At 43.4% G+C, this 25,162-nt stretch carries 22 protein-coding genes and 2 rRNA genes; 4 read left to right on the top strand and 20 right to left on the bottom strand.

Annotated elements, in window-relative coordinates; all coding sequences use genetic code 11:
• Entirely contained in the window at positions 1-474 is a 474-nt protein-coding gene (locus AAGU76_RS17815) for a hypothetical protein (RefSeq protein WP_342486866.1), read from the bottom strand.
• A 100-nt stretch (positions 475-574) separates the two neighbouring features.
• On the opposite strand from AAGU76_RS17815, the gene AAGU76_RS17810 reads away from it, so the two are divergent.
• Positions 575-1,180 (top strand): SOS response-associated peptidase, encoded by a 606-nt coding sequence (locus AAGU76_RS17810; RefSeq protein ID WP_342486865.1) that lies wholly within the window; start codon positions 575-577, stop codon positions 1,178-1,180.
• A gap of 18 nt (positions 1,181-1,198) precedes the next feature.
• Here AAGU76_RS17810 and AAGU76_RS17805 read toward each other — a convergent pair whose 3' ends face one another.
• Together AAGU76_RS17805 and msrA are read right to left on the bottom strand one after the other, a co-directional pair.
• Positions 1,199-1,783: a uracil-DNA glycosylase gene (locus AAGU76_RS17805; protein WP_342486864.1), complete on the bottom strand. Its 585-nt coding sequence runs from the start codon at positions 1,781-1,783 to the stop codon at positions 1,199-1,201.
• A gap of 10 nt (positions 1,784-1,793) precedes the next feature.
• Positions 1,794-2,270 carry a peptide-methionine (S)-S-oxide reductase MsrA gene (gene msrA / locus AAGU76_RS17800; RefSeq protein ID WP_342486863.1) on the bottom strand — a complete coding sequence of 159 codons (477 nt, stop codon included), beginning with the start codon at positions 2,268-2,270 and terminating at the stop codon, positions 1,794-1,796.
• A gap of 159 nt (positions 2,271-2,429) precedes the next feature.
• On the opposite strand from msrA, the gene AAGU76_RS17795 reads away from it, so the two are divergent.
• Positions 2,430-2,732, top strand: a complete 303-nt coding sequence (locus tag AAGU76_RS17795) for a metalloregulator ArsR/SmtB family transcription factor (RefSeq protein WP_342486862.1) — start codon at positions 2,430-2,432, stop codon at positions 2,730-2,732.
• Positions 2,733-2,745: 13 nt separating this feature from the next.
• Positions 2,746-5,253, top strand: a complete 2,508-nt coding sequence (locus AAGU76_RS17790; protein ID WP_342486861.1) for an FAD-dependent oxidoreductase — start codon at positions 2,746-2,748, stop codon at positions 5,251-5,253.
• 54 nt (positions 5,254-5,307) lie between these two features.
• On the opposite strand, the gene AAGU76_RS17785 is transcribed toward AAGU76_RS17790, so the two are convergent.
• The 11 genes from AAGU76_RS17785 to AAGU76_RS17735 all read right to left on the bottom strand — a co-directional run bounded on the left by AAGU76_RS17785 (position 5,308) and on the right by AAGU76_RS17735 (position 14,570).
• A complete protein-coding gene (locus tag AAGU76_RS17785; RefSeq protein WP_342486860.1) occupies positions 5,308-5,901 on the bottom strand; it encodes a hypothetical protein in 594 nt (197 codons plus the stop codon).
• Between the two features lie 309 nt (positions 5,902-6,210).
• Positions 6,211-6,357, bottom strand: a complete 147-nt coding sequence (locus AAGU76_RS17780) for a FeoB-associated Cys-rich membrane protein (protein ID WP_342486859.1) — start codon at positions 6,355-6,357, stop codon at positions 6,211-6,213.
• A gap of 8 nt (positions 6,358-6,365) precedes the next feature.
• The gene (gene feoB, locus AAGU76_RS17775; RefSeq protein WP_342486858.1) at positions 6,366-8,378 is read right to left on the bottom strand and encodes a ferrous iron transport protein B; all 2,013 of its coding nucleotides are present in this window, start codon (positions 8,376-8,378) and stop codon (positions 6,366-6,368) included.
• A complete protein-coding gene (locus AAGU76_RS17770) occupies positions 8,375-8,608 on the bottom strand; it encodes a FeoA family protein (RefSeq protein ID WP_342486857.1) in 234 nt (77 codons plus the stop codon). Before AAGU76_RS17770 ends, feoB begins: the two co-directional genes overlap by 4 nt.
• Positions 8,609-8,836: 228 nt before the next feature.
• The gene (locus AAGU76_RS17765; RefSeq protein ID WP_342486856.1) at positions 8,837-9,187 is read right to left on the bottom strand and encodes a hypothetical protein; all 351 of its coding nucleotides are present in this window, start codon (positions 9,185-9,187) and stop codon (positions 8,837-8,839) included.
• 83 nt (positions 9,188-9,270) lie between these two features.
• On the bottom strand, positions 9,271-9,948 hold the full coding sequence (locus tag AAGU76_RS17760) for a metal-dependent hydrolase (protein ID WP_342486855.1): 678 nt from the start codon (positions 9,946-9,948) through the stop codon (positions 9,271-9,273).
• A 135-nt stretch (positions 9,949-10,083) separates the two neighbouring features.
• Positions 10,084-10,806, bottom strand: coding sequence for an ABC transporter ATP-binding protein (locus AAGU76_RS17755; protein ID WP_342486854.1), 723 nt, complete (start codon positions 10,804-10,806; stop codon positions 10,084-10,086).
• Positions 10,793-11,575, bottom strand: coding sequence for an ABC transporter ATP-binding protein (locus tag AAGU76_RS17750; RefSeq protein WP_342486853.1), 783 nt, complete (start codon positions 11,573-11,575; stop codon positions 10,793-10,795). Before AAGU76_RS17750 ends, AAGU76_RS17755 begins: the two co-directional genes overlap by 14 nt.
• Positions 11,572-12,456, bottom strand: a complete 885-nt coding sequence (locus AAGU76_RS17745) for a branched-chain amino acid ABC transporter permease (RefSeq protein ID WP_342486852.1) — start codon at positions 12,454-12,456, stop codon at positions 11,572-11,574. Before AAGU76_RS17745 ends, AAGU76_RS17750 begins: the two co-directional genes overlap by 4 nt.
• 10 nt (positions 12,457-12,466) lie before the next feature.
• Positions 12,467-13,354: a branched-chain amino acid ABC transporter permease gene (locus tag AAGU76_RS17740; protein ID WP_342486851.1), complete on the bottom strand. Its 888-nt coding sequence runs from the start codon at positions 13,352-13,354 to the stop codon at positions 12,467-12,469.
• 52 nt (positions 13,355-13,406) lie between these two features.
• Positions 13,407-14,570, bottom strand: coding sequence for an ABC transporter substrate-binding protein (locus tag AAGU76_RS17735; protein ID WP_342486850.1), 1,164 nt, complete (start codon positions 14,568-14,570; stop codon positions 13,407-13,409).
• Positions 14,571-14,865: 295 nt separating this feature from the next.
• Here AAGU76_RS17735 and AAGU76_RS17730 point away from each other — a divergent pair, with 295 nt between their 5' ends.
• Complete coding sequence (locus tag AAGU76_RS17730; RefSeq protein ID WP_342486849.1) at positions 14,866-19,191, top strand: acyl-CoA dehydratase activase-related protein; 4,326 nt, start codon at positions 14,866-14,868, stop codon at positions 19,189-19,191.
• 60 nt (positions 19,192-19,251) lie between these two features.
• On the opposite strand, the gene rocD is transcribed toward AAGU76_RS17730, so the two are convergent.
• The 6 genes from rocD to rrf (AAGU76_RS17700) all read right to left on the bottom strand — a co-directional run bounded on the left by rocD (position 19,252) and on the right by rrf (AAGU76_RS17700) (position 25,158).
• A complete protein-coding gene (gene rocD, locus AAGU76_RS17725; RefSeq protein WP_342486848.1) occupies positions 19,252-20,445 on the bottom strand; it encodes an ornithine--oxo-acid transaminase in 1,194 nt (397 codons plus the stop codon).
• 483 nt (positions 20,446-20,928) lie between these two features.
• Positions 20,929-21,873 (bottom strand): carbamate kinase, encoded by a 945-nt coding sequence (gene arcC, locus AAGU76_RS17720; RefSeq protein ID WP_342486847.1) that lies wholly within the window; start codon positions 21,871-21,873, stop codon positions 20,929-20,931.
• A 28-nt stretch (positions 21,874-21,901) separates the two neighbouring features.
• Positions 21,902-22,897, bottom strand: coding sequence for an ornithine carbamoyltransferase (argF, locus tag AAGU76_RS17715; protein ID WP_342486846.1), 996 nt, complete (start codon positions 22,895-22,897; stop codon positions 21,902-21,904).
• Between the two features lie 81 nt (positions 22,898-22,978).
• Entirely contained in the window at positions 22,979-24,205 is a 1,227-nt protein-coding gene (arcA, locus tag AAGU76_RS17710; protein ID WP_342486984.1) for an arginine deiminase, read from the bottom strand.
• A gap of 540 nt (positions 24,206-24,745) precedes the next feature.
• A 5S ribosomal RNA gene (rrf, locus tag AAGU76_RS17705) occupies positions 24,746-24,862 on the bottom strand.
• A 179-nt stretch (positions 24,863-25,041) separates the two neighbouring features.
• Positions 25,042-25,158, bottom strand: a 5S ribosomal RNA gene (gene rrf / locus AAGU76_RS17700).
• Positions 25,159-25,162 lie beyond the last annotated feature (4 nt).

Here is a 25,162-nt window from a genome sequence, read left to right as displayed (position 1 = left end):
TCAGCTTATCCACGGACTGCCGCTTTTTGTAATTTCCCACCTGCCGTCACGGTACTTGATGACCATACCGTCGTAGCCAATGGCTCCAAGTCCGGAGCGGAATTTTGAAACATCCATTGCAACAGAGCTGTTTTTCATCTTTTCATCCCTGATTTTGAACAGTATTCCTTCCTCAAAGTTTGTGTCTTTGATGTAACCCTGTTCCTTAAGCTGCTCCATGGTTGCATCAAGCACCGTAAGTCCGTACTTCTCCAAATTCTTAAGAAGTGTTTTTTTGTTTTCCTCCGTAAGGTTTACCATTTCGGATGTATCGATGGCCAGATACTTTATGCCGGTGTTGAGGGCTTCATCTTCCATGTAAAGCCTGTCTATTGCCGCCTCATATGCACCTATGGCATCCGGAGGTTCTGTCCTGCTGCAGCCGGCTGATAAAGAAACAATCAATATCAATACTACACACAATAATTTTTTCATGATGTCCTCCTTTTATTTTGTTAGACGAAAAAATTATTTGTTTGTTCAATGATATTGATATTGGGACAAATAGATGCAATAATATTGTTGAGGTGATTTTATGTGCGGAAGATATTACATGGATATAGATGACAAGGAAATCAAAAAAATTGCTGATGAAGCTGAAAAAAACATATACCAAGATTACAGCACAGGAGAGATTTTCCCGTCAGACGTGGCTCCCATTCTGGTCAGCGGCCAACAGGGCCCACGCCCCATACTGGCCAAGTGGGGATTTCCCAAGTGGGACGGCAAAGGCATTATAATCAATGCAAGGCTGGAGTCCGCAGAAGAAAAGCAGATGTTTAAAAATCTTGTTTCCTCCGGCAGGTGCATTGTCCCCGCCTCTGCCTACTTCGAATGGAAAAAGGAAGAGGCGTCAAAAACAAAGTACATAATCCACCGGGACAATTCAATCTTATACATGGCGGGACTGTACACGGCTGTTCAGCACGAACACAGACAAATGAGCATTTTTGAGCAGAGAGACACCGACATATGCTACACCATCATAACCAGGGATGCCTCCCCGTCAGTATCTTTCATACACAACCGCATGCCGCTCATATTCGACAGCAGCGGTGCAAAAGACTACCTAAACGGAAGAAGCATGGATAATCTGCTTGAGATTTCTGCAATAAGTTTGTTGAGCCGCGCCGTCAGATAAAATAAGTACTTTTTTAAACTACCACGCTTTATTGGCCTCTTTATCCAGGCTATTGAGCTCTTTTAATTTTGCCGCCACATTTTTAAAGTCTTCCCATGCTTCTTTTTTCGCGGATTCATTTCTCAAAAGATATGAGGGATGAAACGTGGGCATGAAGTAGATGTCGCCTTTCTTCACAAAACTGCCTCTTTGCCTGCTGATGCTCAGTTCAGGGTCTATGAGTTTTTTTGCAGAAACCGAACCCAGGCACACAATTATCTTTGGCTGTATGAGCCTCACCTGCCATCTTAGGTAGTCTATGCACGCACCTGATTCGTCTTCCGTTGGGTTACGGTTTTCCGGAGGCCTGCACTTGACTATATTTGCTATGTAGACATCTTTTCTGTCCATGTTTATGGCACCGATCATCTTGTCCAGAAGCTGCCCTGCCTTACCGACAAAAGGCCTTCCCTGCATGTCCTCATTGTAGCCGGGACCTTCACCCACAAACATCAGCTGCGCCTGTTCGTTACCCTCGCCAAAGACGACGTTTGTGCGGGTTTGAGCCAGTCTGCATTTGCGGCATCTTTGACAGAACCTTTTCAATTCGTCCATTGTGTACATATCATTACCTCTACAGCGACAAATCTATGTGACAGTATCCATCGGGGTTTTTTTGAAGATATTTCTGGTGGTACTCTTCCCCAGGGTAGAAGTTTTTCAGCCTTTCCACTTCGGTAACAATGGGTTTACTGTATTTTTCAGCCTCTCTGGCCAAAGAAGCGCTTATGGCTGTTAAATCTTCATCATTTGTGTAGTATATTCCTGTTCTGTACTGTGTTCCCACATCCCCTCCCTGACGGTTCAACAGCGTGGGGTCTATTACTTTCCAGAAGTCGGCTAGAATCTTTTCCAAACTTATTTCATTTTCATCATATTTTATGTGCACGGTTTCGGCATATCCGGTTGTGTTGGTGCACACCTGCTTATAGGTTGGATTTTCAGTGTTTCCATTGGCATATCCAACCACTGTTTCCTTGATTCCGTTCCTTAAATCCATGTATGCCTGCAACCCCCAGAAGCATCCACCGGCAAGATATATTTCCTTCATAATATCAGCTCCATTCATAATATGGTTATTGTTAACTTATTTTAGCATAAAATTCGATTACTTGCCACCACACAAATATTGTTTATTTTTTTACATTTCCTCTTGACATTATATTCAAATATGCTAATATATTAATATAAGAATATAACGAGGTAAATTATGATAGACTTTAATGACAAAGAAAAAACAAAGCATCTTCTGGCTGAAAAGGCAGAAATGTTCAAGACCATAGCTCATCCTGTACGGCTCTGCATACTGGCTATGCTCATTAAGGAAGAACAAAGCAATGTTACAGACATTCATTGCTGCATAGACGTTTCCCAGCCCACAGTGTCACAGCACTTGGCTAAGCTCAAGTCTGCAGGAATAGTTTCTGCAGAAAGAAATGGTACAGAAATAATTTACAAAATTAAAAATCAAGAAGTGAAACATATTGTGGAAGAAATTCTGCAATCAAATTAATAGGAGGAAGTAAATGAGTAAAAAAATATTGATCATCGGCGGTGTTGCAGGCGGTGCCTCAACAGCAGCCAGACTTAGAAGACTTGACGAAACTTCACAAATCATAATGTTCGAAAGAGGTTCTTACATTTCATATGCAAACTGCGGACTCCCTTACCATATAGGTGATGTGATAAAGGAAAGAGATTCATTGCTTGTTACTACACCGGAAGCCATGTCAAAGAAGTACAATGTGGACGTGCGCATTGATTCCGAAGTGACTGCCATAGACAAGGAAAACAAAAAAGTTACTGTAAAGAAGGTTAAGACTGGTGAGATTTATGAGGAAAGCTACGACACACTGGTTATTTCAACCGGTTCGTCTCCATTGAAGCCGCCGATCGAAGGAATAAACTCTCCGGGAATCTTCACTCTGTGGACTGTTCCTGACACAGACGAAATAAAGAAATTCATAAAGGAAAGAAATCCGAAAAATGCGGTTGTTATAGGAGGAGGCTTCATCGGACTTGAAGTAGCTGAAAATCTTCATGCTGCAGGACTGCATGTAACCGTAGCCGAAGCTATGGACCAAGTTATGGCTCCCGTTGACTACGAAATGGCTCAGCTGGTTCAAAACAACATGACAACAAACGGCGTCGACCTGATTTTAGGAGACGGAGTTTCAAAATTCAAGAGTGAAAGCAAAGTCGTAACAATAACTCTGGCAAGCGGAAAAACATTGTCTGCCGATATGGTCATTCTGTCCATAGGCGTTCGGCCAAACGGACAGCTTGCCAAAGATGCAGGTCTTGAAACTAACCAAAGAGGCGGAATTGTAGTTGACAGGTACCTGAAAACCTCAGACCCGGACATCTACGCTCTGGGAGACGTAATAGAGGTTGACGAATACATCAACAAAGGCAAGGCTATGATCGCTCTGGCAGGACCCGCAAACAAGCAGGGAAGAATATGCGCCAACAACATATACGGTGCAAATGAAGAATACAAGGGAACTCAGGGAACCTCAGTTGCAAAGGTGTTTGACGTTACGGTTGCATCAACCGGAGCAAACGAAAAGACGCTGATCAGAATGGGAATGGCAGAAGGCAAGGACTACCTGACAGCAATTATTTCACAAAAATCACATGCAGGCTACTATCCCGATGCTTCGGAAATGATACTGAAGCTGGTGTTTTCAGCTGACGGAAGAAAAATCTACGGAGCTCAGATTGTAGGAGAAGACGGAGTTGACAAGAGAATAGATACCATTGCAACCGTTATTCGTATGGGAGGCAGCATCTACGACCTGAAGGAACTTGAGCTTGCATATGCTCCGCCGTATTCATCAGCAAAGGATCCCGTTAACATGCTTGGCTTCGTTGCAGAAAATATCATAACCAGCAAAGTTAAGTTTTCAAAATGGAACGATATAAATCCTGAAATAAAAAATGACGTTACAATCCTTGACGTCCGCGAGGAAGCTGAACTCATGGTACTGGAAATTCCAAATTCCGTAAACATCCCTCTGGGACAGCTTAGAAAAAGACTGAACGAGCTTAACAAGGAACAGAAGATAATCGTGTTTTGTGCAGTTGGAGTGCGCTCCTACAATGCAGCAAGAACGCTCATGGAAAACGGATTTAAAAATGTTTCCGTATACCCTGCAGGAACCAATTTCTACAAGCAGGTGTACTACAGCTTCTTCAACAACATAAACAACAGAATGTCAGCACCGCCTGCAGCACAGGAAGAGGTAAAGATCAGTTTCAACAGCGATACAGCTCCTAAGGCAACTATACAGGTTGACTGCAGCGGCCTTCAGTGCCCGGGACCTATCATGAAGGTCTACGAGACAATTAAGAAGGTTGACGACGGAGACATCATAGAGGTTTCAGCAACTGATTCCGGATTCGCAAGAGATGTGGAAACATGGTGCAGAAGAACAGGCAACACCCTTCTGGGCGTTGAGAAGAAAGGAAAACTCAACGTCGTAACCCTTCAGAAGGGTATGGGAAACACTTTGTATGCATCTGCCGTAGCATCGGGAGCAGCTCAGGTTCCCGTTGATTCCAACGACGGAAAGACAATAGTGGTTTTCAGCGGAGACATGGATAAGGTTCTGGCATCATTTGTAATCGCCAATGGTGCAGCTGCCATGGGAAGACCTGTTACGATGTTCTACACCTTCTGGGGACTGAACGTATTGAGAAAAACAGAAAAAGTTAATGTAAAGAAACCGCTTGTTGACTCCATGTTCGGCATGATGATGCCTCAGGGTATAAGCAAGCTGAAGCTTTCAAAAATGCACATGGGTGGTCTTGGAACAGCTATGATGCGCAAGGTAATGAAGGACAAAAACATCGACTCCCTTGAAGACCTGGTAAAAAAGGCAATGTCCAACGGTGTCAAGATGATTGCCTGCACCATGTCCATGGACGTAATGGGTATCACAAGGGAAGAACTGATAGACGGAATCGAATTCGCAGGGGTTGGAACTTACCTTGGAGATGCTGAAGAATCAAACGTAAATCTTTTCATATAATATTACAGCAAAGGCCGCAGTTGCGGCCTTTGCTTGTTAAAAACCGTGGCACAATTACAGAACCTGCACTTCGTAGGCCGTTGTCTGTGGCGGGATGCTCATGGTCATAAACGAAGCATGCACAACCCTTACGAAATCTCCAACTCTCAGGTCCTCTAATCTTATGCGCCTTCCCCTCCTGTTTCTTATTGCTGTGGAATCAGTGATGACAAACCTTATCTGGCTGTATATGTCATCTGGATTGCCCGTGTAAAGAAACCTGTTATTGAGGTCCACATCAAGGACCATCCCTTCAGTGACCTGATTGCTTAAGCTGCCTTCCATAACGGTAATTCTGTAAGCTCTGGCCTGGGGAGGCATGCTTCTGGTCATGACACTTGAAAATTCAGCATCCACAACCATTCCTTCCTGCAAATCCCTCAGCCAAAGCCTGTTTCCGGAATTATCGGAAATAAACGTATCCGTACTAACATTCAAAGCCACAACCTCCTCAGGACACATGAAAAAATCTCCCATGGGTCTATATGAGATGGTTACAAGTCCTGTCCTGTTGTTCCTGTCTATATTTTCTATAACGGCGTTCTGCACTCGTATGACATTGTTCTGCACAGGCCGAAATTGCCGGCTGTTTAAAGAAAAATCATCCATATGATACTCCTCTCAATCAATATACAGCCATTTTATTCAAGCAGGACACTTGTGTGTTGTTTTAGCAGCAATATTTCTGAATATACTGACTCCTCCCGTCAACGGAAAGAGTTATCCAATTATATAAAAATGCTGCTCCGCAACTCCGCTTGGGGGACCTATGTCCCCCTTCGGCGCAAAACTGCTTCCGCATTTTTGCTGAGAACCCTCCTTGACGGCAAGGACGTCCCGTCCTTTGCAATCCTCGTTTTTTATATAATAAGAAAGAGAACTTTCTTATTATATAAAAAACCGCTGATATCTCAGCGGTTATTGTCTGGAGGCACAGCTACTGCTGCTGCATCCGGAGCACCCGGAACAGCCTGCGCCTTCTTTCTTTCTTTTTCTCATGTATCTCACGACCAATGCAGCAATTGCTGCAATAGTGACTACTATTACTATATCTGCCGTATTCATAATACCTCCTATATGAACAGACTTCCAATCTGATAAACCAGCATTCCTGCCACAAACGCCGTCAGTGTCTGGTAGACGGCTGTCATTACAGCATACTTAAAGGATCCAAGCTCTCTCTTGGTTGCTGCAAAGGCTGCTATGCAAGGCATGTACAAAAGGCTGAACGTTAAAAATGCAAATGCACTGGCAGGAGTGAATATTGTGCTGAGAACTGCAGAAAGATCAGCATCGGTAACAGCTCCCGTTAGAACCGTCAGTGTACTCACAACTGCTTCCTTTGCGGTGAGTCCTGTAATAAGAGCGGTTGAAGCTCTCCAGTCATTGAAGCCCAACGGTATGAACAACGGTGCAATCAATGAGCCCATGGCAGCCAGTATGCTCTTTGTACTGTCATCAACCATGTTGAAGGACCAGTCGAAGCTTTGCAAAAACCAGATTATTATTGTGCCCAGGAAAATTACGGTGAATGCTCTCTGTATAAAGTCTTTTCCTTTTTCCCACATGTGCAGAATTACGCTTTTCCTTGAAGGAATCCTGTACGCCGGAAGTTCCATTACAAACGGCACGGGTTCACCCTTGAACACGGTGCTCTTCAGCAAGAAGCCCGAAAGCACGGCTGCCAGAATACCCATGAAGTAAAGAGCTATCATGACAATAGCCGCATTGTCAGGGAAAAATGTCATGGTTATCATTCCATATATGGGAAGCTTAGCACTGCATGACATGAACGGTGTCAGCACAATGGTCATTTTGCGGTCTCGTTCGCTTGACAGCGTCCTTGTGGACATTATTGCAGGAACGCTGCAGCCGAATCCAATGAGCATAGGCACAAAAGACCTTCCTGAAAGACCTATTTTCCTGAGCAGCTTATCCATCAGGAAAGCCACCCTTGCCATATATCCGCTGTCTTCAAGCAATGAAAGGAAGAAAAACAGTATCACTATCAAAGGAAGAAACGATAGGACGCTTCCGACGCCTGCAAATATACCGTCTATTACAAGAGAATGTACCCATCCGCTCACTTCCAGAGACACAAGCGTAGCTGAAGCCAATTCTGTTGCAACAGCTATGATTTCTTCAAGAAATCCCTGCAGCGGAGCTCCTATGGCTCCAAAGGTCAGCCAGAACACCATAAACATAATGCCGAAGAATATGGGTATACCTAAATACTTGTGGGTTAGGATTCTGTCAATTTTTTCCGAACGGATCTGCTCCTTTGTTTCCTGCTTTTTTATTACTGATTCAGAGCATATCTGTTCAATGTACGTGTACCTCATGTCAGCCAGTGCGGCTTCTCTGTCGGTGTTCAGAGCCTTTTCCATATCATCAACCACATGATCGATTATGTGAAGCTGATTTTCTGTTATGTTCAAAACCTTTATGGTAGGCTCGTCCCCTTCCACAAGCTTTGTAGCTGCAAAGCGGGGCGGATAGCCTGCTATTTCAGCCTGGTCAGCCACCAGATGGGTTATGGCGTGTATTGCCTTGTGAACTTCTCCGGTACAGAAGTCGAGCTTTTTGGGAGCCCTTTTTTCCTGTGCCGTCTTCATGGCCACATCAACCAGCTCCGAGATTCCTTCGTTCTTGCTGGCTGATATGGGCACTACAGGAACGCCCAGCTGTTCGGAAAGCCTTTTTACGTCGATGGAGTTTCCGCTGGCTCTCACCTCATCCATCATGTTCAGGGCGATGACCATGGGAATGGAAAGCTCCATTAGCTGAAGAGTCAGGTACAGGTTTCTTTCTATATTGGTGGCGTCAACTATGTTCAAGATCAGATCTGGATTTTCTTTCAGCAAGAAGTCCCTGGTTACCACTTCTTCCATGGTGTACGGTGACAGGGAATATATTCCGGGAAGATCCACCAGGTAAGCATCCTTGTGCTTTTTTATCTGACCTTCCTTTTTTTCTATGGTGACGCCGGGAAAGTTCCCCACATGCTGGTTGCTTCCTGTAAGCTCGTTGTACAGCGTGGTTTTTCCCGAATTTTGATTTCCTGCCAGGGCAAAGACATGCTTCATACGCCGAAAACCTCTTTCAATTCAATTTTAGAAGCTTCTTCTTTCCTTATTGTCAGTATGTAGCTCCTTAAAGACAATTCTATAGGGTCTCCCATGGGAGCGACTTTTCTAACCTTCACCTTCGTGTTTGGTGTGAGTCCCATGTCAAGAAGTCTTCTTCTCAGCACGCCCTGTCCGCCTATTGATGCAATTATTCCGCCTTGACCAGGCTTAATATTGTCCAGTGTCATAGTTTTCTCCTTCATGATTTCGATATTGATAATCATTATCATTTACTCTAAAATAATTATATTCCTCCTCTAATAAAATGTCAACTGCTTTATTCAATAAATTTTATAAATTTTTGACACAATACTTTTTTATTTACATGTTAAATCCGGTTAACAATACTGCGCTTTTCCTGCCTAATCTGCCAAATAAAAAAAGGCATGAATACCATACCTTTATCATCAATATATTTACTTTAAGTCGTCAGCATTGGAGCCGTATACTTCCAGCACCGGCATTACAAACATGAAACCTACGCCCGGCTCCCTGAAATAATCCAGTTCCTTTTGTATTTTTTCAGCAACCTTATCAAGCTTTTCCTTATCCTTTATGATGCTGAAAACTATCTTGCTGTAAGGCTTTCTTCCGTCAATAAGCTTTCTCATGCTTGCAAGCATAGGTACATTTATGTTATGGTCCAGCAACACTTTGCCCATTCCCTGGCTGTCGATTGTTGTTGCACCAATTTCCTCTTCGTAAAATACCTCATGTATGTCATCAAGCTTGTAAATGTCGTTTAAAATCAATATTAAAGCAAACATCTGAACCTCCCATGTTTTTCATGCTGCTTTTGTATTATACCATATGCATTTTTAGTATTCAATACATGCATATCAAATATTTCCTAAAGGTTCATGCTCTCGTTAATGCCAAGAATTACTACGTCCAGGCCCTTAGCTTTATTCAAAAAATCTGCTGGATCAGCAGCAATCACTCCGAAGGTGTTGTAGTGGATGGGCACGGTTACCTTTGCCTTTACAAACCGGGCAGCCTTCACCGCGTCGTCAATGTCCATGGTATAGTTTCCGCCTATGGGAAGAAACGCCGCATCAATGTTTTCATCTTCCAATAGATTCATGTCAAGAGTAAGGCCCGTATCTCCTGCGTGATATATTTTCCTGCCTGCCACTTCGATTACAAAACCGCAGGGGTTGCCTCCGCATATGATGTTGCCGCCGTCGGTTATTCCTGAGCCGTGAAGCGCGGTAGTCATCTTAACAGTACCGAAGTCAAACCTGTACCTTCCTCCGATGTGCATGGAGTGAGTTCTTACCTTGAATCGGTTCAGGTATGCACAGATTTCAGCGTTGGCTATAATGAGGGAATTGTTGTTACGTGCAATTTCAACGGCATCTCCCAAATGGTCCCCGTGTCCGTGAGTTACAAATACATGGGTAATATTTTTCAAGCCTTCAACGCTGGCAATGCTTGACGGGTTTCCTGAAATAAACGGGTCTATGATTCCCTTGAACGAACCTTCCTCAACCACGAGAGCAGAATGTCCCAAATATGTGATTTTCAAATGAGTCACCGTCCTTTACAATTTATTAATTACATAATACACTCATATAAAAATATAATCAACAAAAAGTTGCCTGGAAGCATAACCAGGAAACTATGTCTCACAAAAAAATCCCGACTGATCGGGATTTTGGCACTATGGCTGAGCAATTTCCTTTTTCTTTCCAAGGTACGCTTCCTGCACCTTGTCATCCTTTATAAGGGCCTTAGCGTCACCTTCCAATGTCACCACGCCCTGTTCAAGCACATATGCCCTGTCGGCAATGGACAGCGCCTTAAAGGCGTTTTGTTCCACCAGAAGTATTGTCTTACCCATGTTTCTTATTTCCGTTATTATATCAAATATGGTGTTTATTAAAAGCGGTGCAAGCCCCAAAGACGGTTCGTCAAGGAGTATCAGCTCCGGGTTTGACATGAGACCTCTGCCCATGGCAAGCATCTGCTGTTCTCCTCCCGAAAGCGTTCCTGCCAGCTGGTTTTCCCTTTGCTTCAATATTGGGAACAGTTCAAATATCCTTTTCTTGTCCTTTTCTATGACCTCTTTATCGCTTCGTAAAAAGGCTCCCATGTTCAGATTTTCCATTACTGTAAGGTTTGCAAAAATGATTCTTCCTTCAGGCACCTGGCATATACCGGCCTTCACTATCTTGTGTGCCTGCCTGGGAAGCTTGCTGCCCTTGTAGGTGATATCGCCTTCTTTGTACCTCACTATGCCGCTTATGGAATTGATGAGCGTTGACTTTCCTGCGCCGTTGGACCCTATTATGGACACTATCTGACCCTGCTCCACGTTTATGGACACTCCCTTGAGCGCATGAATTCCTCCGTAAAAAACGTTCAAATTATCAACCTTCAGCATAATTACCCTCCTCTTTTCCCAGATAAGCTTCGATGACATTTTTGTTTTCCTGTATCTCCTTTGGTGTTCCAAGGGCAAGAGGAATGCCAAAATTAAGGACGAATATCCTGTCGCATACACCCATTATAAGATCCATGTGGTGCTCTATGATGAGAACCGTAAGGCTGAATCTTTTGCGGATTTCCTTTATGAGTTCCATGAGCTGCATAGTTTCCTCCGGGTTCATGCCTGCTGCAGGTTCATCCAGCAGCAAAAGCTTTGGCTCCAGCGCCAGGGCCCTGGCTATTTCAAGCTTTCTCTGAAGACCGTATGGAAGGTTTGACGCTACAACATCCCTGTAGTCCCAAAGTCCCATGAGCTTCAGAAGCTCTGCAGCCTTGATGTTAAGTTCCTTTTCCTGTTTTTTGTATTTTCCTATCCTTATAATTGAATCAAGCAGGCTGTAGTCTGCCAGCTTGTGACATGCCGTAAGCACGTTGTCATATACAGTGAGTTTCTTAAAAAGCCTTATGTTCTGAAAGGTCCTTGTTATACCCATATTGGCTATTTCAAAGGGTTTCATTCCCTTCAGATTTTTGCCGCAAAATATTATTTCACCTTCGGTTGTTGAATAGATTGCTGTTATTAAATTGAATATGGTTGTTTTTCCGGCTCCGTTGGGACCTATGAGACCGAATATCTCGCCTTCGTCTATGTCGAAGTTCACGGTGTCCACAGCCGTAAGTCCCCCGAACCTTTTGGTAACATCCTTAAGAGAAAGCACATTCATGATTTTACCTCCCCTTTTTTGTTTTTAACCTTTTCTATAAGCTTAACAATTCCTTTGTAGCTGATTTCCTTTCCTCCCATAAGACCCTGCGGCCTTGTGATCATGATCAGGATTACGGCCACACCGTAAATTACAAGCCTCCAGTCGTAGAAACTCCTCAGTATTTCAGGAAGGAATGTGAGAAGCACGGTTCCTATTACGCTTCCGGATATGCTTCCGAGACCACCGAATATTACTATAATGGTCATCTCTGTGGATTTTACCAGTTTGAACATGGTAGGCTGAATGTATCCCATGTAGTGGGCAAACATTCCTCCAGCTATCCCTGCGTACAATGCGCTTATGGCAAGAGCTGTCATCTTGTACCTGAACACATCGACACCTATTACCTGTGCAGCCATCTCCTCTTCCCTGATAGCAACCATGTTTCTTCCGTGCCTCGATCTGATTATGAGTGCAAGGACGGTGATTGCAACTATATCTATTATAACTACAGCAAACAGCGTGGTGGTTCCCTTGGTTTCTATTCCCGACAATCCTCTTGCGCCGCCAAAATACTGCACGTTGTCCAGAATGAGCCTTGTTGCCTCACCGAATCCCAGCGTTGCAATGCAGAAGTAGTCTCCCTTAAGGTTAAGTGTGAGCTTTCCTATGAGAAGGCTGGCCACCAGAGCAGCACATCCTCCCATTAAAAGTGCAAGTATGTAAGGAAAGGCAAACTTTGTGGTCATTATTGCAGCAGTGTACGCACCTATGGCCATGAATCCTGCATGACCGAAGGAGAACATTCCCGTAAAGCCTGTCAGCAGTGACAGACCCAATACTGTCATTAAGTTAATTCCTGATAAAATCAGTATACCTGATATATAACCCCAACTCATACGCCACCTCCTACGCCTTGTCTTCCGTTGATTTGCCCATGAGTCCCGTAGGCTTGAAAACAAGCACCAGAATCAAAAGAGCGAATGCAATCAGATCTCTGTATTGGGAGGACAAATATCCGGAAGTCATTGTTTCGATAAGCCCCAGCAAAACCGAACCCACAACCGCTCCCGGCAGGCTTCCCAGCCCTCCGAACACTGCTGCTATGAATGATTTTGTTGTTATGTTGCCTATCTGCGGATACACGGTGTACTTCATGCCGAAAAGCATCCCTGCAAGCCCTGCAAGAATCCCTCCCATTGCAAATATTATGAATATGACCATGTCCACATTGACTCCCATCAGTGTGCTTCCCTTGATGCTGTATGAAGTTGCCCTGATGGAAAGCCCAATCTTTGTCTTTTCGATTATGTATATCAAAGCAGCCAGACTCACTGCTGAAATAACGAACATAAGAAGGTCTATCCTTCCCAGCGCTATGTCTCCCAGCATTATGGGAGTCGAAGAAAATATGGCCGGATAAGTCCGAAACGTCGGACCTATGGGAGATGCTATCACTATGTTTTCAAGAAATATGGACGCACCCATGGCTGAAATTATGAAGTACAAAAATGGCGCATTTCTTTTCCTGAGGGGCCTGTACACAACTCTTTCCATGGAAACAGCCAAAAGTCCGGCACCTAAAGCAGACACAATAAATGCTATAAAAAAAGGAACATTCAACTTTGTAAGACTAAAATAACCGATATACGCACCAATCATAATGACGCCGCCGTGGGCGAAGTTTGAAAAGTTCATTATGCTGTAAACCAGTGAATAGCCTACAGCCATAAGGGCGTATACGCTTCCTATGGACAGCCCGTTGACTACCTGCTGCAAGAATAAAGTATTGCTCATACAAACCTCCTGCTGATTTTGAAAGGAAGGCGGGACATGCCCGCCTTAATAATTATTGAACTCCGTATTTTTCCTGGAACACATAGCCGCCGTTCTCAATTTTTACGATAGCCGCCTGTTTTCCTACCGGGTTGTGATCTTCCTCGCTGATTTTTATGGTTCCTGTTACTCCTTCAACCGAAACTTTAGTCATTGACTGGGTTATCTTCGCAGGATCCGTGCTGTTTGCATCTTCGATTGCAGCCTTAAGAAGCAAAAATGCATCATGAGCCATGTATCCGTTCAGTTCCATAGACAGGTTGTATTTTGCCTTGTAGGAATCCTGCAGCGGCTTAACCTCAGGATCGTTGAAATCCAGGTGGTTTACTATGTAGCTTCCCTCTATGGCGTCCTTAGCCATTGTCATAAGCTGATCTGAAGGCCATCCGTCCCCGCCCATCAGCGTGGCTTTGATTCCCAGATCTCTGGCCTGGTTTGCACTCAATGCAACTTCCTTGTAGTAGTACGGCATCAGAATAACATCTGGGTTAGCATCCTTGATTTTGCTCAACTGTGGTCTGAAATCCACGTCGCCTTCCTTGAATCCTTCCTTGGCAACAATCTTTCCGCCTTTTTCAGTAAATGTCTTTTCAAAGTATTCAGTGAATCCCTGTGAATAGTCGCTTGCCACATCGTACAATATTGCAGCGTTCTTGAATCCCAGCCTGTCATAAGCATATCCTGCGGCTACCGCACCCTGGTAAGGATCTATGAAACAAACTCTGAAGTTGTATTCCTTTACCTTTCCGTCTTCGCCCACTGTAACCTTCGGGTTGGTAGCAACCGTTGCTATATCGGGAACCTTGTACTGTTCCAGAACAGCAGAAATGGATATTGCCTGTCCGCTGGCGTTAGGTCCTATAATTGCCACAACTCCGTCCTGTGTTATAAGTCTCTTGGTAGCGTTTACAGCTTCCGCAGCATCACCCTTTGTGTCATAGTAAATGCCTTCAACCTGTTTGCCGAGGATGCCTCCGTTTGCGTTTACTTCTTCAATAAGCATTTTTACTGTGTTGCTTTCACATGTTCCCCAAACTGCCTGGTCTCCTGTCAACGATCCGATCCATCCGATTTTAATGGTTTCTTTGGCAGGAGCGGACGCAGTCCCGCCGCATGCAGAAAGAAGCATTGTCAAAATCAATAATAAGCTTACTAAAGATAAAACTTTTCTTCTCATAAAACCCTCCTGATAGTACGAAATGTTAGTTGGCGTGTAAACGTTTTGCCTATTATATTATAAACTTTAACTTAAAAAAATGCAACAGGTATGTATTTTTATTTGTCCTCTTATTCTACATTTTTTTCTTGAAGCGTTGTCGATTTTAATATTTTCATTTCGGCTGTATACATGCTATAGTAGGACAATCGTAAGATTTATTTAAGTTGATTTTAATATTTAACATGATATAATATATTTTACATTATAATGTATTGAAGTATAAATATAAAGCCGTTGGCTTTGGAGGAAATAAATGAAAAATTACTTGGTAGGGCTTGACATTGGGTCTACTACAGTAAAAATAGCTGTAATAGATAGCAAGGATAATATTGTTTACAAGGAATACGAAAGGCATTATTCCGACATAAGAAGCACTGTAAGCGAAGTCATAAGAAATTCATCGGAAAGCCTGAAGGACAGCATGGTCAAAATAAGCATCACAGGTTCAGGTGCCATTGACGTATCGAAATATCTGGAAATTCCATTTGTGCAGGAAGTTGCAGCATCCACAAGGGCAATTGAAAAATTCATACCTTCAACAGACGTGGTTATAGAACTTGGCGGAGAAGATGCCAAGATAACATATTTATCCGGTAATTTGGAGCAGCGTATGAACGGTTCATGCGCCGGCGGCACTGGAGCATTCATAGACCAGATGGCTGTGCTCATGAAGACGGACGCTGCCGGACTAAACGAGCTTTCCAAAAAACATAAAACGATATACCCAATAGCATCAAGATGCGGAGTATTTGCCAAATCCGACGTGCAGCCTCTTTTAAACGAGGGCGCAAGGCAGGAGGATATTGCAGCATCCATTTTTCAGGCTGTTGTCAATCAGACCATAAGCGGACTTGCCCAGGGAAGACCCATTAAAGGCAATATTGCGTTTTTGGGAGGCCCGTTGTTCTTTCTTTCAGAGCTTAGAACCAGATTCAAGGAAACCTTGGAGCTGACGGATGAAAATTCTGTCTGCCCTGATGATGCTAATTTTTATGTGGCCATAGGAGCAGCTCTCATGTCTGTTGACAATGAAGCCATGAGTTTCAACGAACTTTACGACAAGATCAAAGACAAGATGGAACATTCCACCATAGAATACAGAAAAAAAGACCTAAATCCACTTTTTGAAAGTCCACAGGAATATGAGGAATTTCTTGCCCGCCATGAAAAGCACAAAGCAAGAAGAAAAAACATGGAGGAATATTCAGGGTCTGCATTTTTGGGAATAGACGCAGGAAGCACCACCACCAAACTGGTTCTGATAACAGAGGACGGTGAAATCCTGCATTCGTACTACGCGAGCAACGCAGGGAACCCGCTTAACTCTGCAGTAAAGGCAGTACGGGAACTGTACGCCGGAATGCATCCGGGTATACAGATTAAAAACACCGCCGTTACAGGTTACGGCGAGCACCTCATCAAGGCAGCACTTAACGTTGATGAAGGTGAAATCGAAACTGTTGCCCACTACAAGGCAGCTGATTCCTTCCTGAACGGTGTTGATTTTATCATTGACATCGGCGGACAGGACATGAAGAGCATGGTAATAAAAAACGGAGTCATCGATTCAATAATGCTGAACGAGGCATGCTCCTCAGGCTGCGGTTCATTCATTGAAACCTTCGCAAAGTCACTGGACATGACGGTCCATGAATTTGCAGAGTCCGCCATAAAGTCCAAAAACCCGGTGGATCTAGGGACAAGATGCACTGTTTTTATGAATTCAAAAGTTAAGCAGGCCCAGAGGGAAGGAGCTACCTTAAGCGATATTTCAGCCGGAATTTCCTTCTCTGTAATCAAGAACGCCTTGTTCAAGGTCATAAGGCTTAAAAACCTGGACTCCATAGGCGACAAGGTTGTTGTTCAGGGAGGAACATTCTACAACAACTCTGTACTCAGGGCATTCGAGCAGATTACAGGCCGTGAAGTTGTAAGGCCGGACATTGCCGGCATAATGGGAGCGTTCGGAGCAGCAATTATAGCAAGAAACAAGTATGTTCCAACAAAGGAAAGCAAATTTGTCAAGGCTGAAGACCTGGAGAAATTCTCCTTTGACACTTCCATGGAACGATGCGGTCTGTGCACCAACAACTGCCTTTTGACAATAAATAAATTTTCGGACGGAAGATACTTCGTCTCCGGCAACCGCTGCGAACGCGGAGCTGAGAAATACATTCATACGGAAAAGAAAGAGCCGCTGCCCAATCTGTACAGGTACAAGTATAAGCGCGTGTTCGACTACAAGCCTCTTCCGGTTGCAGAAGCAAAAAGAGGTATGATTGGAATACCGCGGGTTCTTAACATGTACGAAGACTACCCATTCTGGTTCACATTCTTCACGGAGCTGGGATACAGGGTTGTTTTATCGGGAGTTTCAAGCAAGAAAATTTACGAGCTGGGCATGGGAACAATACCGTCTGAATCGGTGTGCTATCCGGGCAAGATAACCCACGGACACATTACAGACCTGGTTAATAAGAAGGTTTCGAAAATATTCTATCCGTGCATCTCATACAACATTAAGGAAGATGAAAATGCAGGTAACCATTTCAACTGTCCGGTGGTAGTATCCTATCCGGAATCCATCGAAGCCAACATTGATCTTAAAAACGTGAAGTTCTACAAGCCATTCCTAAACTTCAATGACAGGGATAGGCTTATAAGCAAACTTTACAGGGAAATAGGCCAGGTGGAAGAGCTTACATTGGAGGAGATAGAAGAAGCCGCGAATAAGGCATACAAGGAGCTCTATGCATACAAGGCAGACGTAAGGGCGGAAGGCGCAAAAGCCATCGACTATATCAACAAGACAGGCAAAAAGGGCATAGTCCTGGCAGGCAGACCTTACCATACGGACCCGGAAATTAACCACGGCATACCTGAAATGATTGAAGGATATGGTCTGATTGTTCTTTCGGAGGATTCGCTGGAGGAAAAGTACCCCATTGAAAGGCCTTTGAGGGTAATAGATCAGTGGGCATACCACACCAGACTTTACAGAGCCGCCACCTACGTTTCAAACACGGATAACATGGAGCTCATTCAGCTTAACTCCTTTGGGTGCGGCCTTGATGCGGTAACAACGGATCAGGTTAATGAAATACTTCAGAAAAACAACAAGATATACACACTTATTAAGATAGATGAAATAACAAACCTTGGAGCAGTGAGAATCCGAATCCGTTCACTCCTGGCATCCATTGATGAGAGGGACAATACCGGAATTCACCACATGCATACAGATGCAAAAGACACACATCCTGTGTTTACAAAGGAAATGAAGAAAAGACACACCATCCTTATTCCGCAGATGTCTCCCATTCACTTCCAGTTTATAGAAACAGCTTCAAGAATGGCAGGCTACAACTGTGTTGTTCTCCCTGCTGTGGATAAGAAGGCGGTGGACGTGGGGCTTAAGGTTGTAAACAACGATGCCTGCTACCCTTCCATAATAGTTGTGGGCCAGCTCATAAACGCTTTGGAATCAGGAAAGTACGACCTTAACAACACATCCCTCATGATTTCCCAGACAGGAGGGGGATGCCGGGCAACAAATTACATCGGCTTCATCAAAAAGGCGCTTAAAGACTCGGGTTTCGGAAACATACCAGTCATATCCTTCAACGTCGTTGGTCTTGAAAAACAGCCCGGCTTCAATTTTACGGCCGGATTCGTAAACAGGCTGGTAATGGCTGTGGTAATTGGAGACACACTGATGAGGGCAACTTACAGAACAAGGCCTTACGAAAAGGTGAAGGGGTCAGTCAATGAGCTTTACAACAGCTGGGTTTCAAAGTGCCACAAGGTAATAGAGAGCGGCAGCATAAAAGAATACATCAAGACAATTAATGATATAGTCAGCGACTTTGACCGTATAGAACTGGATGAGAAACTTAAAAAGCCAAAAGTCGGAATAGTGGGAGAAATACTTGTGAAATTCCATCCCAATGCCAACAACGACGTGTTCTCCCTGCTGGAGGAAGAAGGCGCTGAGGTGGTTGTGCCGGACTTGCTGGATTTCTTCTCATACAGTGCGTTCAACGGAATCGTCAAGTATGACGAGCTGCTGGCAGGAAGCAAAAAATCAAGGGCAGTGAACAAAATAGCTGTAAAGGCCATCGACCTGTACAAAAAACCCAGCGTTGAAGCCTTCAGAAACTCCAAGCGGTTTTCAACTCCGGCAAACATAAGGGAACTGGCACACAAAGCCCAGAATTTCCTGTCCCTGGCTAATCAGTCAGGAGAAGGATGGTTCTTGACGGGAGAAATGATTGAGCTTTTGGACAGCGGAGTTGACAACATACTTTGCCTGCAGCCATTTGCGTGCCTGCCCAACCACATCACCGGCAAAGGTATGATAAAAAAACTTAAGTGTGCATATCCAATGTCGAACATCGTGCCTATTGATTATGACGCGGGCATCAGCGAAGTAAATCAGATTAACAGAATCAAGCTCATGCTCGCCAGCGCATTCAGGAATTTAAAGTCACACAGCGGAAATGCTCCTCTTACGGTAAAGTCCATTGAGGGTCACACCACAAGACAGATACTGAAACATCTGCAGGAGCAAAACATATAAGCATCCCGAAAGGGATGCTTTTTTTCATAAAAAACCGGCTTAGCCGGTTTTAACTTATTATTATTTTGCAAGAGCCATTTTGATCTTTTCACAGGCGTCATCCAGCTGTTCATAGGTAATCGGTATGGGAGGAGCAAACCTTATGGTCTTTTCATGAGTTTCCTTTGCCAGAACTCCGTTCTCTATGAGCTTCTTGACATAGGGGGCGGCATTTACGCTAAACTCCACTCCTATGAGGAGGCCTCTTCCTCTTATTTCAACTATGTCGTCGTTTTTTATTTCCTTCAGCTTATCCATGAAATACCTGCCTTTTTCCTCAGCCATTTCCGGATAATTATCTCTTTGGATTATCTCCAGCGCCTTTAAGGATACAGCCGCTCCTAGAGGATTCCCTCCGAATGTGGAACCGTGAGACCCCGGCTCAAACACCCCAAGAATATCCTTGTTTCCCGCTATGGCAGAAACAGCTATGATTCCACCGCCCAAGGCCTTCCCCAGAACATATATGTCCGGAACGACATCCTCGTGCTCGCAGGCAAACATTCTGCCGGTACGGGCAAATCCCGTCTGCACCTCATCAGCTATGAAAAGCACGTTGCTGGCTTTGCACACTTCGTATGCTTCCTTTAGAAAACCTGCCGGCGGAACAATTATACCGGCTTCTCCCTGTATTGGTTCAACCAGAAACGCAACCGTATTCTCATTAATGCCAGCTTTAAGCTGATCTATGCTGCCGTATTCTATAACCTTGAATCCCGGAGTAAACGGGCCGTACCCTCTTCTTGCATCCGGATCCGTGCTCATTGTTATTATGGTTATGGTTCTTCCATGGAAGTTGTTTGCACACACTAGTATTTCCTGTTTTCCATCCTCAACGCCCTTCACAAAGCTGCCCCATCTTCTGGCAGTCTTAAGTGCAGTCTCCACAGCTTCCGCACCGGTATTCATAGGCAGTACCATATCCTTGCCTGTAACTTCGCAGACCTTCTGCATCCAGTCACCAAGCACGCTATTGTGAAATGCTCTGGACGTCAGCGTCACCTTATCCAACTGATCTTTTGCTGCCTGTATCAGCTCGGGATGCCTATGCCCAAAATTCAGTGCGGAATATGCGCTCAGCATATCATAAAACTTCTCGCCTTCCGGATTTGTAACAACTGCACCTTCTGCCTTTTCAAACACAACTTCCTTCGGGTGGTAATTGTGGGCTCCATATTTTTCGGTTTTTTGCATGATTTCTCTTGATGATTGCATATCAGTAGTCCTCCTTTTTTATGCGCAGCTACTATAATGTATTCGATTTTCAAACTTATGTCTTTAAGGATACATCATTCTACTATGAAAGTCAAGATATATATATTTTATGAAACATACGAAACTATTGAAAACATCTTTCATTTATTTAAATTTTCAATAACGCGAAAAAAAATTAAGCTTTTAAAAGACCATACTGTTTATATTTTCAAATGTTTATTTTTGCAAAACCTTTATTATTATTAATCAATCATTTTTCTCTGTATTGCAATTCTATCAATTAAAGTTGCATTTCGACATCAAAACGCTCAATTTGACATCCAATCAAAGACAAAAAAGAGCAACCTTGATTGCTGCCTTTACTAAATGAGCGTCCGGGAAATATTACGCTGTTTCCCGGAGACTCATCCGTATTCTTCATCTGTATCCCGAGGATTGAGAGAAGACATACAACAACCGTTGCTCTCTAAAACAATTCATTTATTATTCTATTACTGTTCCAGTCAGTCCGTTCAGTGCATCCATGGACTTGTACAAAGAAGTTATTATGGATTTCTTTCCGGGTTTTGACTTTGCAAACTTAACTGATGCCATTACTTTCGGAAGCATGCTGCCTGGTGCGAAATGTCCTTCTTCCATGTACTTTTCAGCTTCAGCAACAGTCATGTGTCCCAGGTCTTCCTGGTTCGGTTTCTTGAAGTTGATTGATACCTTTTCCACTTCGGTAAGTATCATCAGTATATCAGCATCTATGTCCTCTGCAAGCTTTTCAGCAGCCAGGTCCTTGTCTATAACGGCTGCTATACCTTCAACTGAACCATCCTCATTTTCTATGACTGGAACTCCTCCGCCGCCACAGGCAACTGCTATTGTTGAATCCCAAAGTCTTTTGATGGTGTCAACTTCTATTATCCTCTCAGGCATCGGTGATGGTACAACCCTTCTCCAGCCCCTGCCTGCATCTTCCTTGACTGTGTAGCCCTTTTCTGCAGCAAGTTTCTTTGCTTCTTCTTCGGTGTAGAATACTCCGATTGGTTTTGTAGGATTCATGAATGCAGGATCGTTTTTGTTCACAACGACCTGAGTAACTACGGTCACCACCGGGAGAATCCTGTTTCTTTTTGCAAGCGCATATTTAAGCCCCTGCTGAATGTGATATCCTATATATCCCTGTGTCATTGCACCACATACGTCAAACGGCATGGCCGGTGTAACATTTTTTGCGGTTTCTGTAGCCAGCAGAAGCCTTCCCACCTGCGGTCCGTTTCCGTGCACGATTGCTATTTCATACCCTGCACAGCTTATTTCAGCAAGATACTCACATGTTCTTTTCACTATTTCCAGCTGAGCTTCAGCTGTTGAAGGCATGCTCTTATCTTCAAGGGCATTTCCTCCCAGCGCTATAACAACCTTTATTATTTTATCCATTGCAATACCTCTCTAAATTCAGACTTTTCTAGCCTATGGTTGCCACTATTACTGCCTTTATGGTGTGAAGCCTGTTTTCTGCTTCGTCAAACACTACTGAATGTCTGCTTCTGAAAACATCGTCGGTAACTTCTCTTATGTCGTAACCAAGTTCCTTCTGTTCCTTCGCCATTTTTGTCTCAAAATCATGGAATGAAGGCAGGCAGTGCATGAATATTGCATCATCGTTTCCTGTAGCCTTCATAAGGTCCATGGTAACTTTGTACGGTGTCAGAAGTTTTACTCTTTCAGGTATCTGTGCTTCTTCGCCCATTGAAGCCCAGATGTCTGTGTAGATAACATCTGCTCCTTTTACTGATTCGATGCTGTCGGATACTTCTATTTTAGCTCCTGTATAATCGGCAACTTCCTGAACCCTTCTCAACGTTTCTTTATCCAGCTGGTCCTGAAGCTCCTTAGGTCCGAAAGCCACAAAATGCATACCCATCTTAGCGCATCCATACATCCATGCATAGGACATATTGTTTCTTATGTCTCCTGCAAACACTACCTTTACCTTGTTAAGCGGTTTTGCAACATGTTCTTCTATGGTGAGCAGGTCAGCCAATATCTGAGTCGGATGGTCAACATCGGTAAGACCGTTCCATACAGGCACTCCGGCATACTTGGCAAGCTCTTCAACCACTTCCTGTTTATATCCTCTGTATTCGATTCCGTCATAAAATCTTCCGAGAACCTTCGCTGTATCTTCCAGTGATTCTTTTTTGCCCATCTGCGAACTTCCTGAATCAAGGAATGTCACGTGTGCTCCTTCATCAAGAGCTGCAACCTCAAATGCACACCTTGTTCTTGTTGATGTTTTTTCAAACAGCAGGACTATATTCTTTCCCTTGAGCAGGTAGTTGCTTTCGCCTGCTCTCTTCTTAGACTTCAGATCATGTGACAAGTCCAGCATGTATCTGATTTCTTCCGGCGTAAAATCCATAAGTGTTAAAAAACTTCTTCCTTTTAAGTTTACTGCCATTTTTAATCCTCCATGATTAATTATAATATTAATTGTATTTTTATATACTACCAAAAATTTATTGCAAATGCAATGTTTTTTTTAAATTCTTTCCCTTATGAGAGGCATGCTCATGCATCTTGGGCCGCCTCTTCCCCTTGACAATTCGGAGCTCGGCATAATATATGTCTTGATGCCCTCCTCCTGCAATATATGATTAGTAACATAGTTTCTTGAATAAACTATCACTTCACCGGGAGCTATGCAAAGCGTATTGGAACCGTCATTCCATTGTTCCCTGGCAGCATCTATTATGCTGTTGCCTCCGCACTTGATCAGCTTGATGCTGTCAAGATTCAGAGCCTTCTTCAGGATGTTCTCCAGTGTTCCCTTACCTTCTGTTATCCCGATTTTACCGTCACTTCCCCTTTCAAGGACATACACAGCCATGTCTGACTTGATGTTCGGGTGGATTGTAAACTTGTCAAAATCCACCATGGTAAATACGGTATCAAGGTGCATGAAAGCCCTTGTCTTTGGTATATCGATTGCCAGGACTCTTTTGAATGTGCTGTCTTGTGTAAGAAGAGAAGCTGCAAACTTTTCAATGGCGTTTGGATTTGTCCTTTGGGAAATTCCTACGGCAACCGTTTCTTCATTCAGCACAAGTATATCCCCGCCCTCCAGAGAATACCGTTCTGTCCTGTCATACAGTAAATTTGTTCCCTTGTACTTCGGGTTGCAGTTGAAAATATACTTGGCAAACAGTGTCTCTCTGTTTCTTGTTACAGTATGCATCTTGTGAATGGATACTCCTTCGCCTATTGTGGCAAAAGGGTCTCTCGTAAAATAAAGGTTAGGCATGGGATCGATTATAAAAGGATACTGGTTGCTCAGGTAATCAGCCAGCCTGGGTCCCCTGTAATCATTTATCTCGGACTTTCTTATGCCCTCCATCATTTTAAGAACCATTTCCCTGGTGTTCTCAAAAGACTGGAAATAATCCTTAAGAATCCCTGACTCTCTGCTTTCCTTGATACCTGCTTCTTCAATATACTCATTGATAAACTGAAGTTTTATATCATCATTTACTAGCGAATCTACAACCAGGTCTTCCAAATAAACCACTTCAATCCCCAAACCTTTGAAAATGTCTGCAAAAGCATCATGCTCCTGCTGTGCAACTTCCAAATATGGAATATCGTCAAATAGAAGTCTTTCAAGATATTCCGGCATTAAGTTTTCAAGTTCCTTACCGGGCCTGTGAAGCAAAACCTTCTTCAGCTTCCCGATTTCTGAATAAACGTTAATTGCTGTATCATTCAAAATAATCACCACCATTTTAGTATACCTGTTTTCTTCAAGACTGTGTCTGCGAAGAAAAGGTTCACATTACAGCTGCAACCGCATTTATGCCTTGCCTCACAATCGATTTCCCATAAAAAGAGAATCCGATTGTCCTTCGCACTTAAGCAAATACATTAATTTACAAATTAAATGTTTTTTGGCTATCCGACAAATTTAACGATTATTATTGTATGCACATTCATTATATTAATTTTTATGTATGTTGTCAAGATTTTCTTATAATTATGAATTTGATTTATTTTTATGCATTTATGACAAGTATATACATTTGCAATGTTACAAATACTCGTCTTTTCTGCTTTAAAATAATAAATATCAACTTTGACCAAGTCTCAGTCAATAAAGTTGCTCCTCTACCCGCCATAGATATCTGTGTCCCTTGGCCGCGTTAAACGCTACTTATTTTTTACTTTACACTTCCGCTAATGACAAGGGGCGTCCGGCTTTGCAATCCTCGTTTTTGCGCAATAAAAAAACAGCTGATAACTCAGCTGTTTTTTTACCCGGCGACGACCTGCTTTTCCAGGCAGTTTCCCGCCAAGTATCATCAGCGCTAAAGAGCTTAACTTCCGTGTTCGGGATGGGAACGGGTGTGTCCTCTTTGCTGTAATCACCGGATAATTTCAATTAAGAATTATTAGTGAATAATTAATAATTTTGGTTGAAATTTGTTCATTGAACAAATTTCTTCTTTTAATTCTTAATTCTTCATTCTTAACTACTAAAGGCAGAGCCTTCCAGTCCTGCAGAACTGTTATCTATCAAAATAAAAAGTACAGCTGTTAACTGTACTTATCACCCGGCGACGTCCTACTTTCCCAGGCAGTTTCCCGCCAAGTATCATCAGCGCTAAAGAGCTTAACTTCCGTGTTCGGGATGGGAACGGGTGTGTCCTCTTTGCTATAATCACCGGATAAA

Source organism: Sedimentibacter sp. (genome assembly GCF_038562225.1).
In the GTDB taxonomy this organism is placed as follows: Bacteria; Bacillota; Clostridia; order Tissierellales; family Sedimentibacteraceae; genus Sedimentibacter.
Note: the sequence above shows the minus strand (reverse complement) of the source record. Positions and strands in the feature narration are given on the sequence as shown.

Excerpts from the sequence above, each read along its gene's own strand:
- AAGU76_RS17780 (WP_342486859.1), bottom strand. The coding sequence starts at position 6,357 with ATGAATACGGCAGATATAGTAATAGTAGTCACTATTGCAGCAATTGCT.
- feoB (WP_342486858.1), bottom strand. The coding sequence starts at position 8,378 with ATGAAGCATGTCTTTGCCCTGGCAGGAAATCAAAATTCGGGAAAAACC.
- AAGU76_RS17740 (WP_342486851.1), bottom strand. The coding sequence starts at position 13,354 with ATGAGCAATACTTTATTCTTGCAGCAGGTAGTCAACGGGCTGTCCATA.
- AAGU76_RS17730 (WP_342486849.1), top strand. The coding sequence starts at position 14,866 with ATGAAAAATTACTTGGTAGGGCTTGACATTGGGTCTACTACAGTAAAA.
- msrA (WP_342486863.1), bottom strand. The coding sequence starts at position 2,270 with ATGAAGGAAATATATCTTGCCGGTGGATGCTTCTGGGGGTTGCAGGCA.
- AAGU76_RS17795 (WP_342486862.1), top strand. The coding sequence starts at position 2,430 with ATGATAGACTTTAATGACAAAGAAAAAACAAAGCATCTTCTGGCTGAA.
- AAGU76_RS17765 (WP_342486856.1), bottom strand. The coding sequence starts at position 9,187 with ATGTTTGCTTTAATATTGATTTTAAACGACATTTACAAGCTTGATGAC.
- AAGU76_RS17805 (WP_342486864.1), bottom strand. The coding sequence starts at position 1,783 with ATGTACACAATGGACGAATTGAAAAGGTTCTGTCAAAGATGCCGCAAA.
- AAGU76_RS17735 (WP_342486850.1), bottom strand. The coding sequence starts at position 14,570 with ATGAGAAGAAAAGTTTTATCTTTAGTAAGCTTATTATTGATTTTGACA.
- AAGU76_RS17745 (WP_342486852.1), bottom strand. The coding sequence starts at position 12,456 with ATGAGTTGGGGTTATATATCAGGTATACTGATTTTATCAGGAATTAAC.
- AAGU76_RS17790 (WP_342486861.1), top strand. The coding sequence starts at position 2,746 with ATGAGTAAAAAAATATTGATCATCGGCGGTGTTGCAGGCGGTGCCTCA.
- rocD (WP_342486848.1), bottom strand. The coding sequence starts at position 20,445 with ATGCAATCATCAAGAGAAATCATGCAAAAAACCGAAAAATATGGAGCC.
- AAGU76_RS17785 (WP_342486860.1), bottom strand. The coding sequence starts at position 5,901 with ATGGATGATTTTTCTTTAAACAGCCGGCAATTTCGGCCTGTGCAGAAC.
- AAGU76_RS17815 (WP_342486866.1), bottom strand. The coding sequence starts at position 474 with ATGAAAAAATTATTGTGTGTAGTATTGATATTGATTGTTTCTTTATCA.
- arcC (WP_342486847.1), bottom strand. The coding sequence starts at position 21,873 with ATGGATAAAATAATAAAGGTTGTTATAGCGCTGGGAGGAAATGCCCTT.
- AAGU76_RS17810 (WP_342486865.1), top strand. The coding sequence starts at position 575 with ATGTGCGGAAGATATTACATGGATATAGATGACAAGGAAATCAAAAAA.
- argF (WP_342486846.1), bottom strand. The coding sequence starts at position 22,897 with ATGGCAGTAAACTTAAAAGGAAGAAGTTTTTTAACACTTATGGATTTT.
- AAGU76_RS17770 (WP_342486857.1), bottom strand. The coding sequence starts at position 8,608 with ATGACACTGGACAATATTAAGCCTGGTCAAGGCGGAATAATTGCATCA.
- AAGU76_RS17755 (WP_342486854.1), bottom strand. The coding sequence starts at position 10,806 with ATGCTGAAGGTTGATAATTTGAACGTTTTTTACGGAGGAATTCATGCG.
- AAGU76_RS17750 (WP_342486853.1), bottom strand. The coding sequence starts at position 11,575 with ATGAATGTGCTTTCTCTTAAGGATGTTACCAAAAGGTTCGGGGGACTT.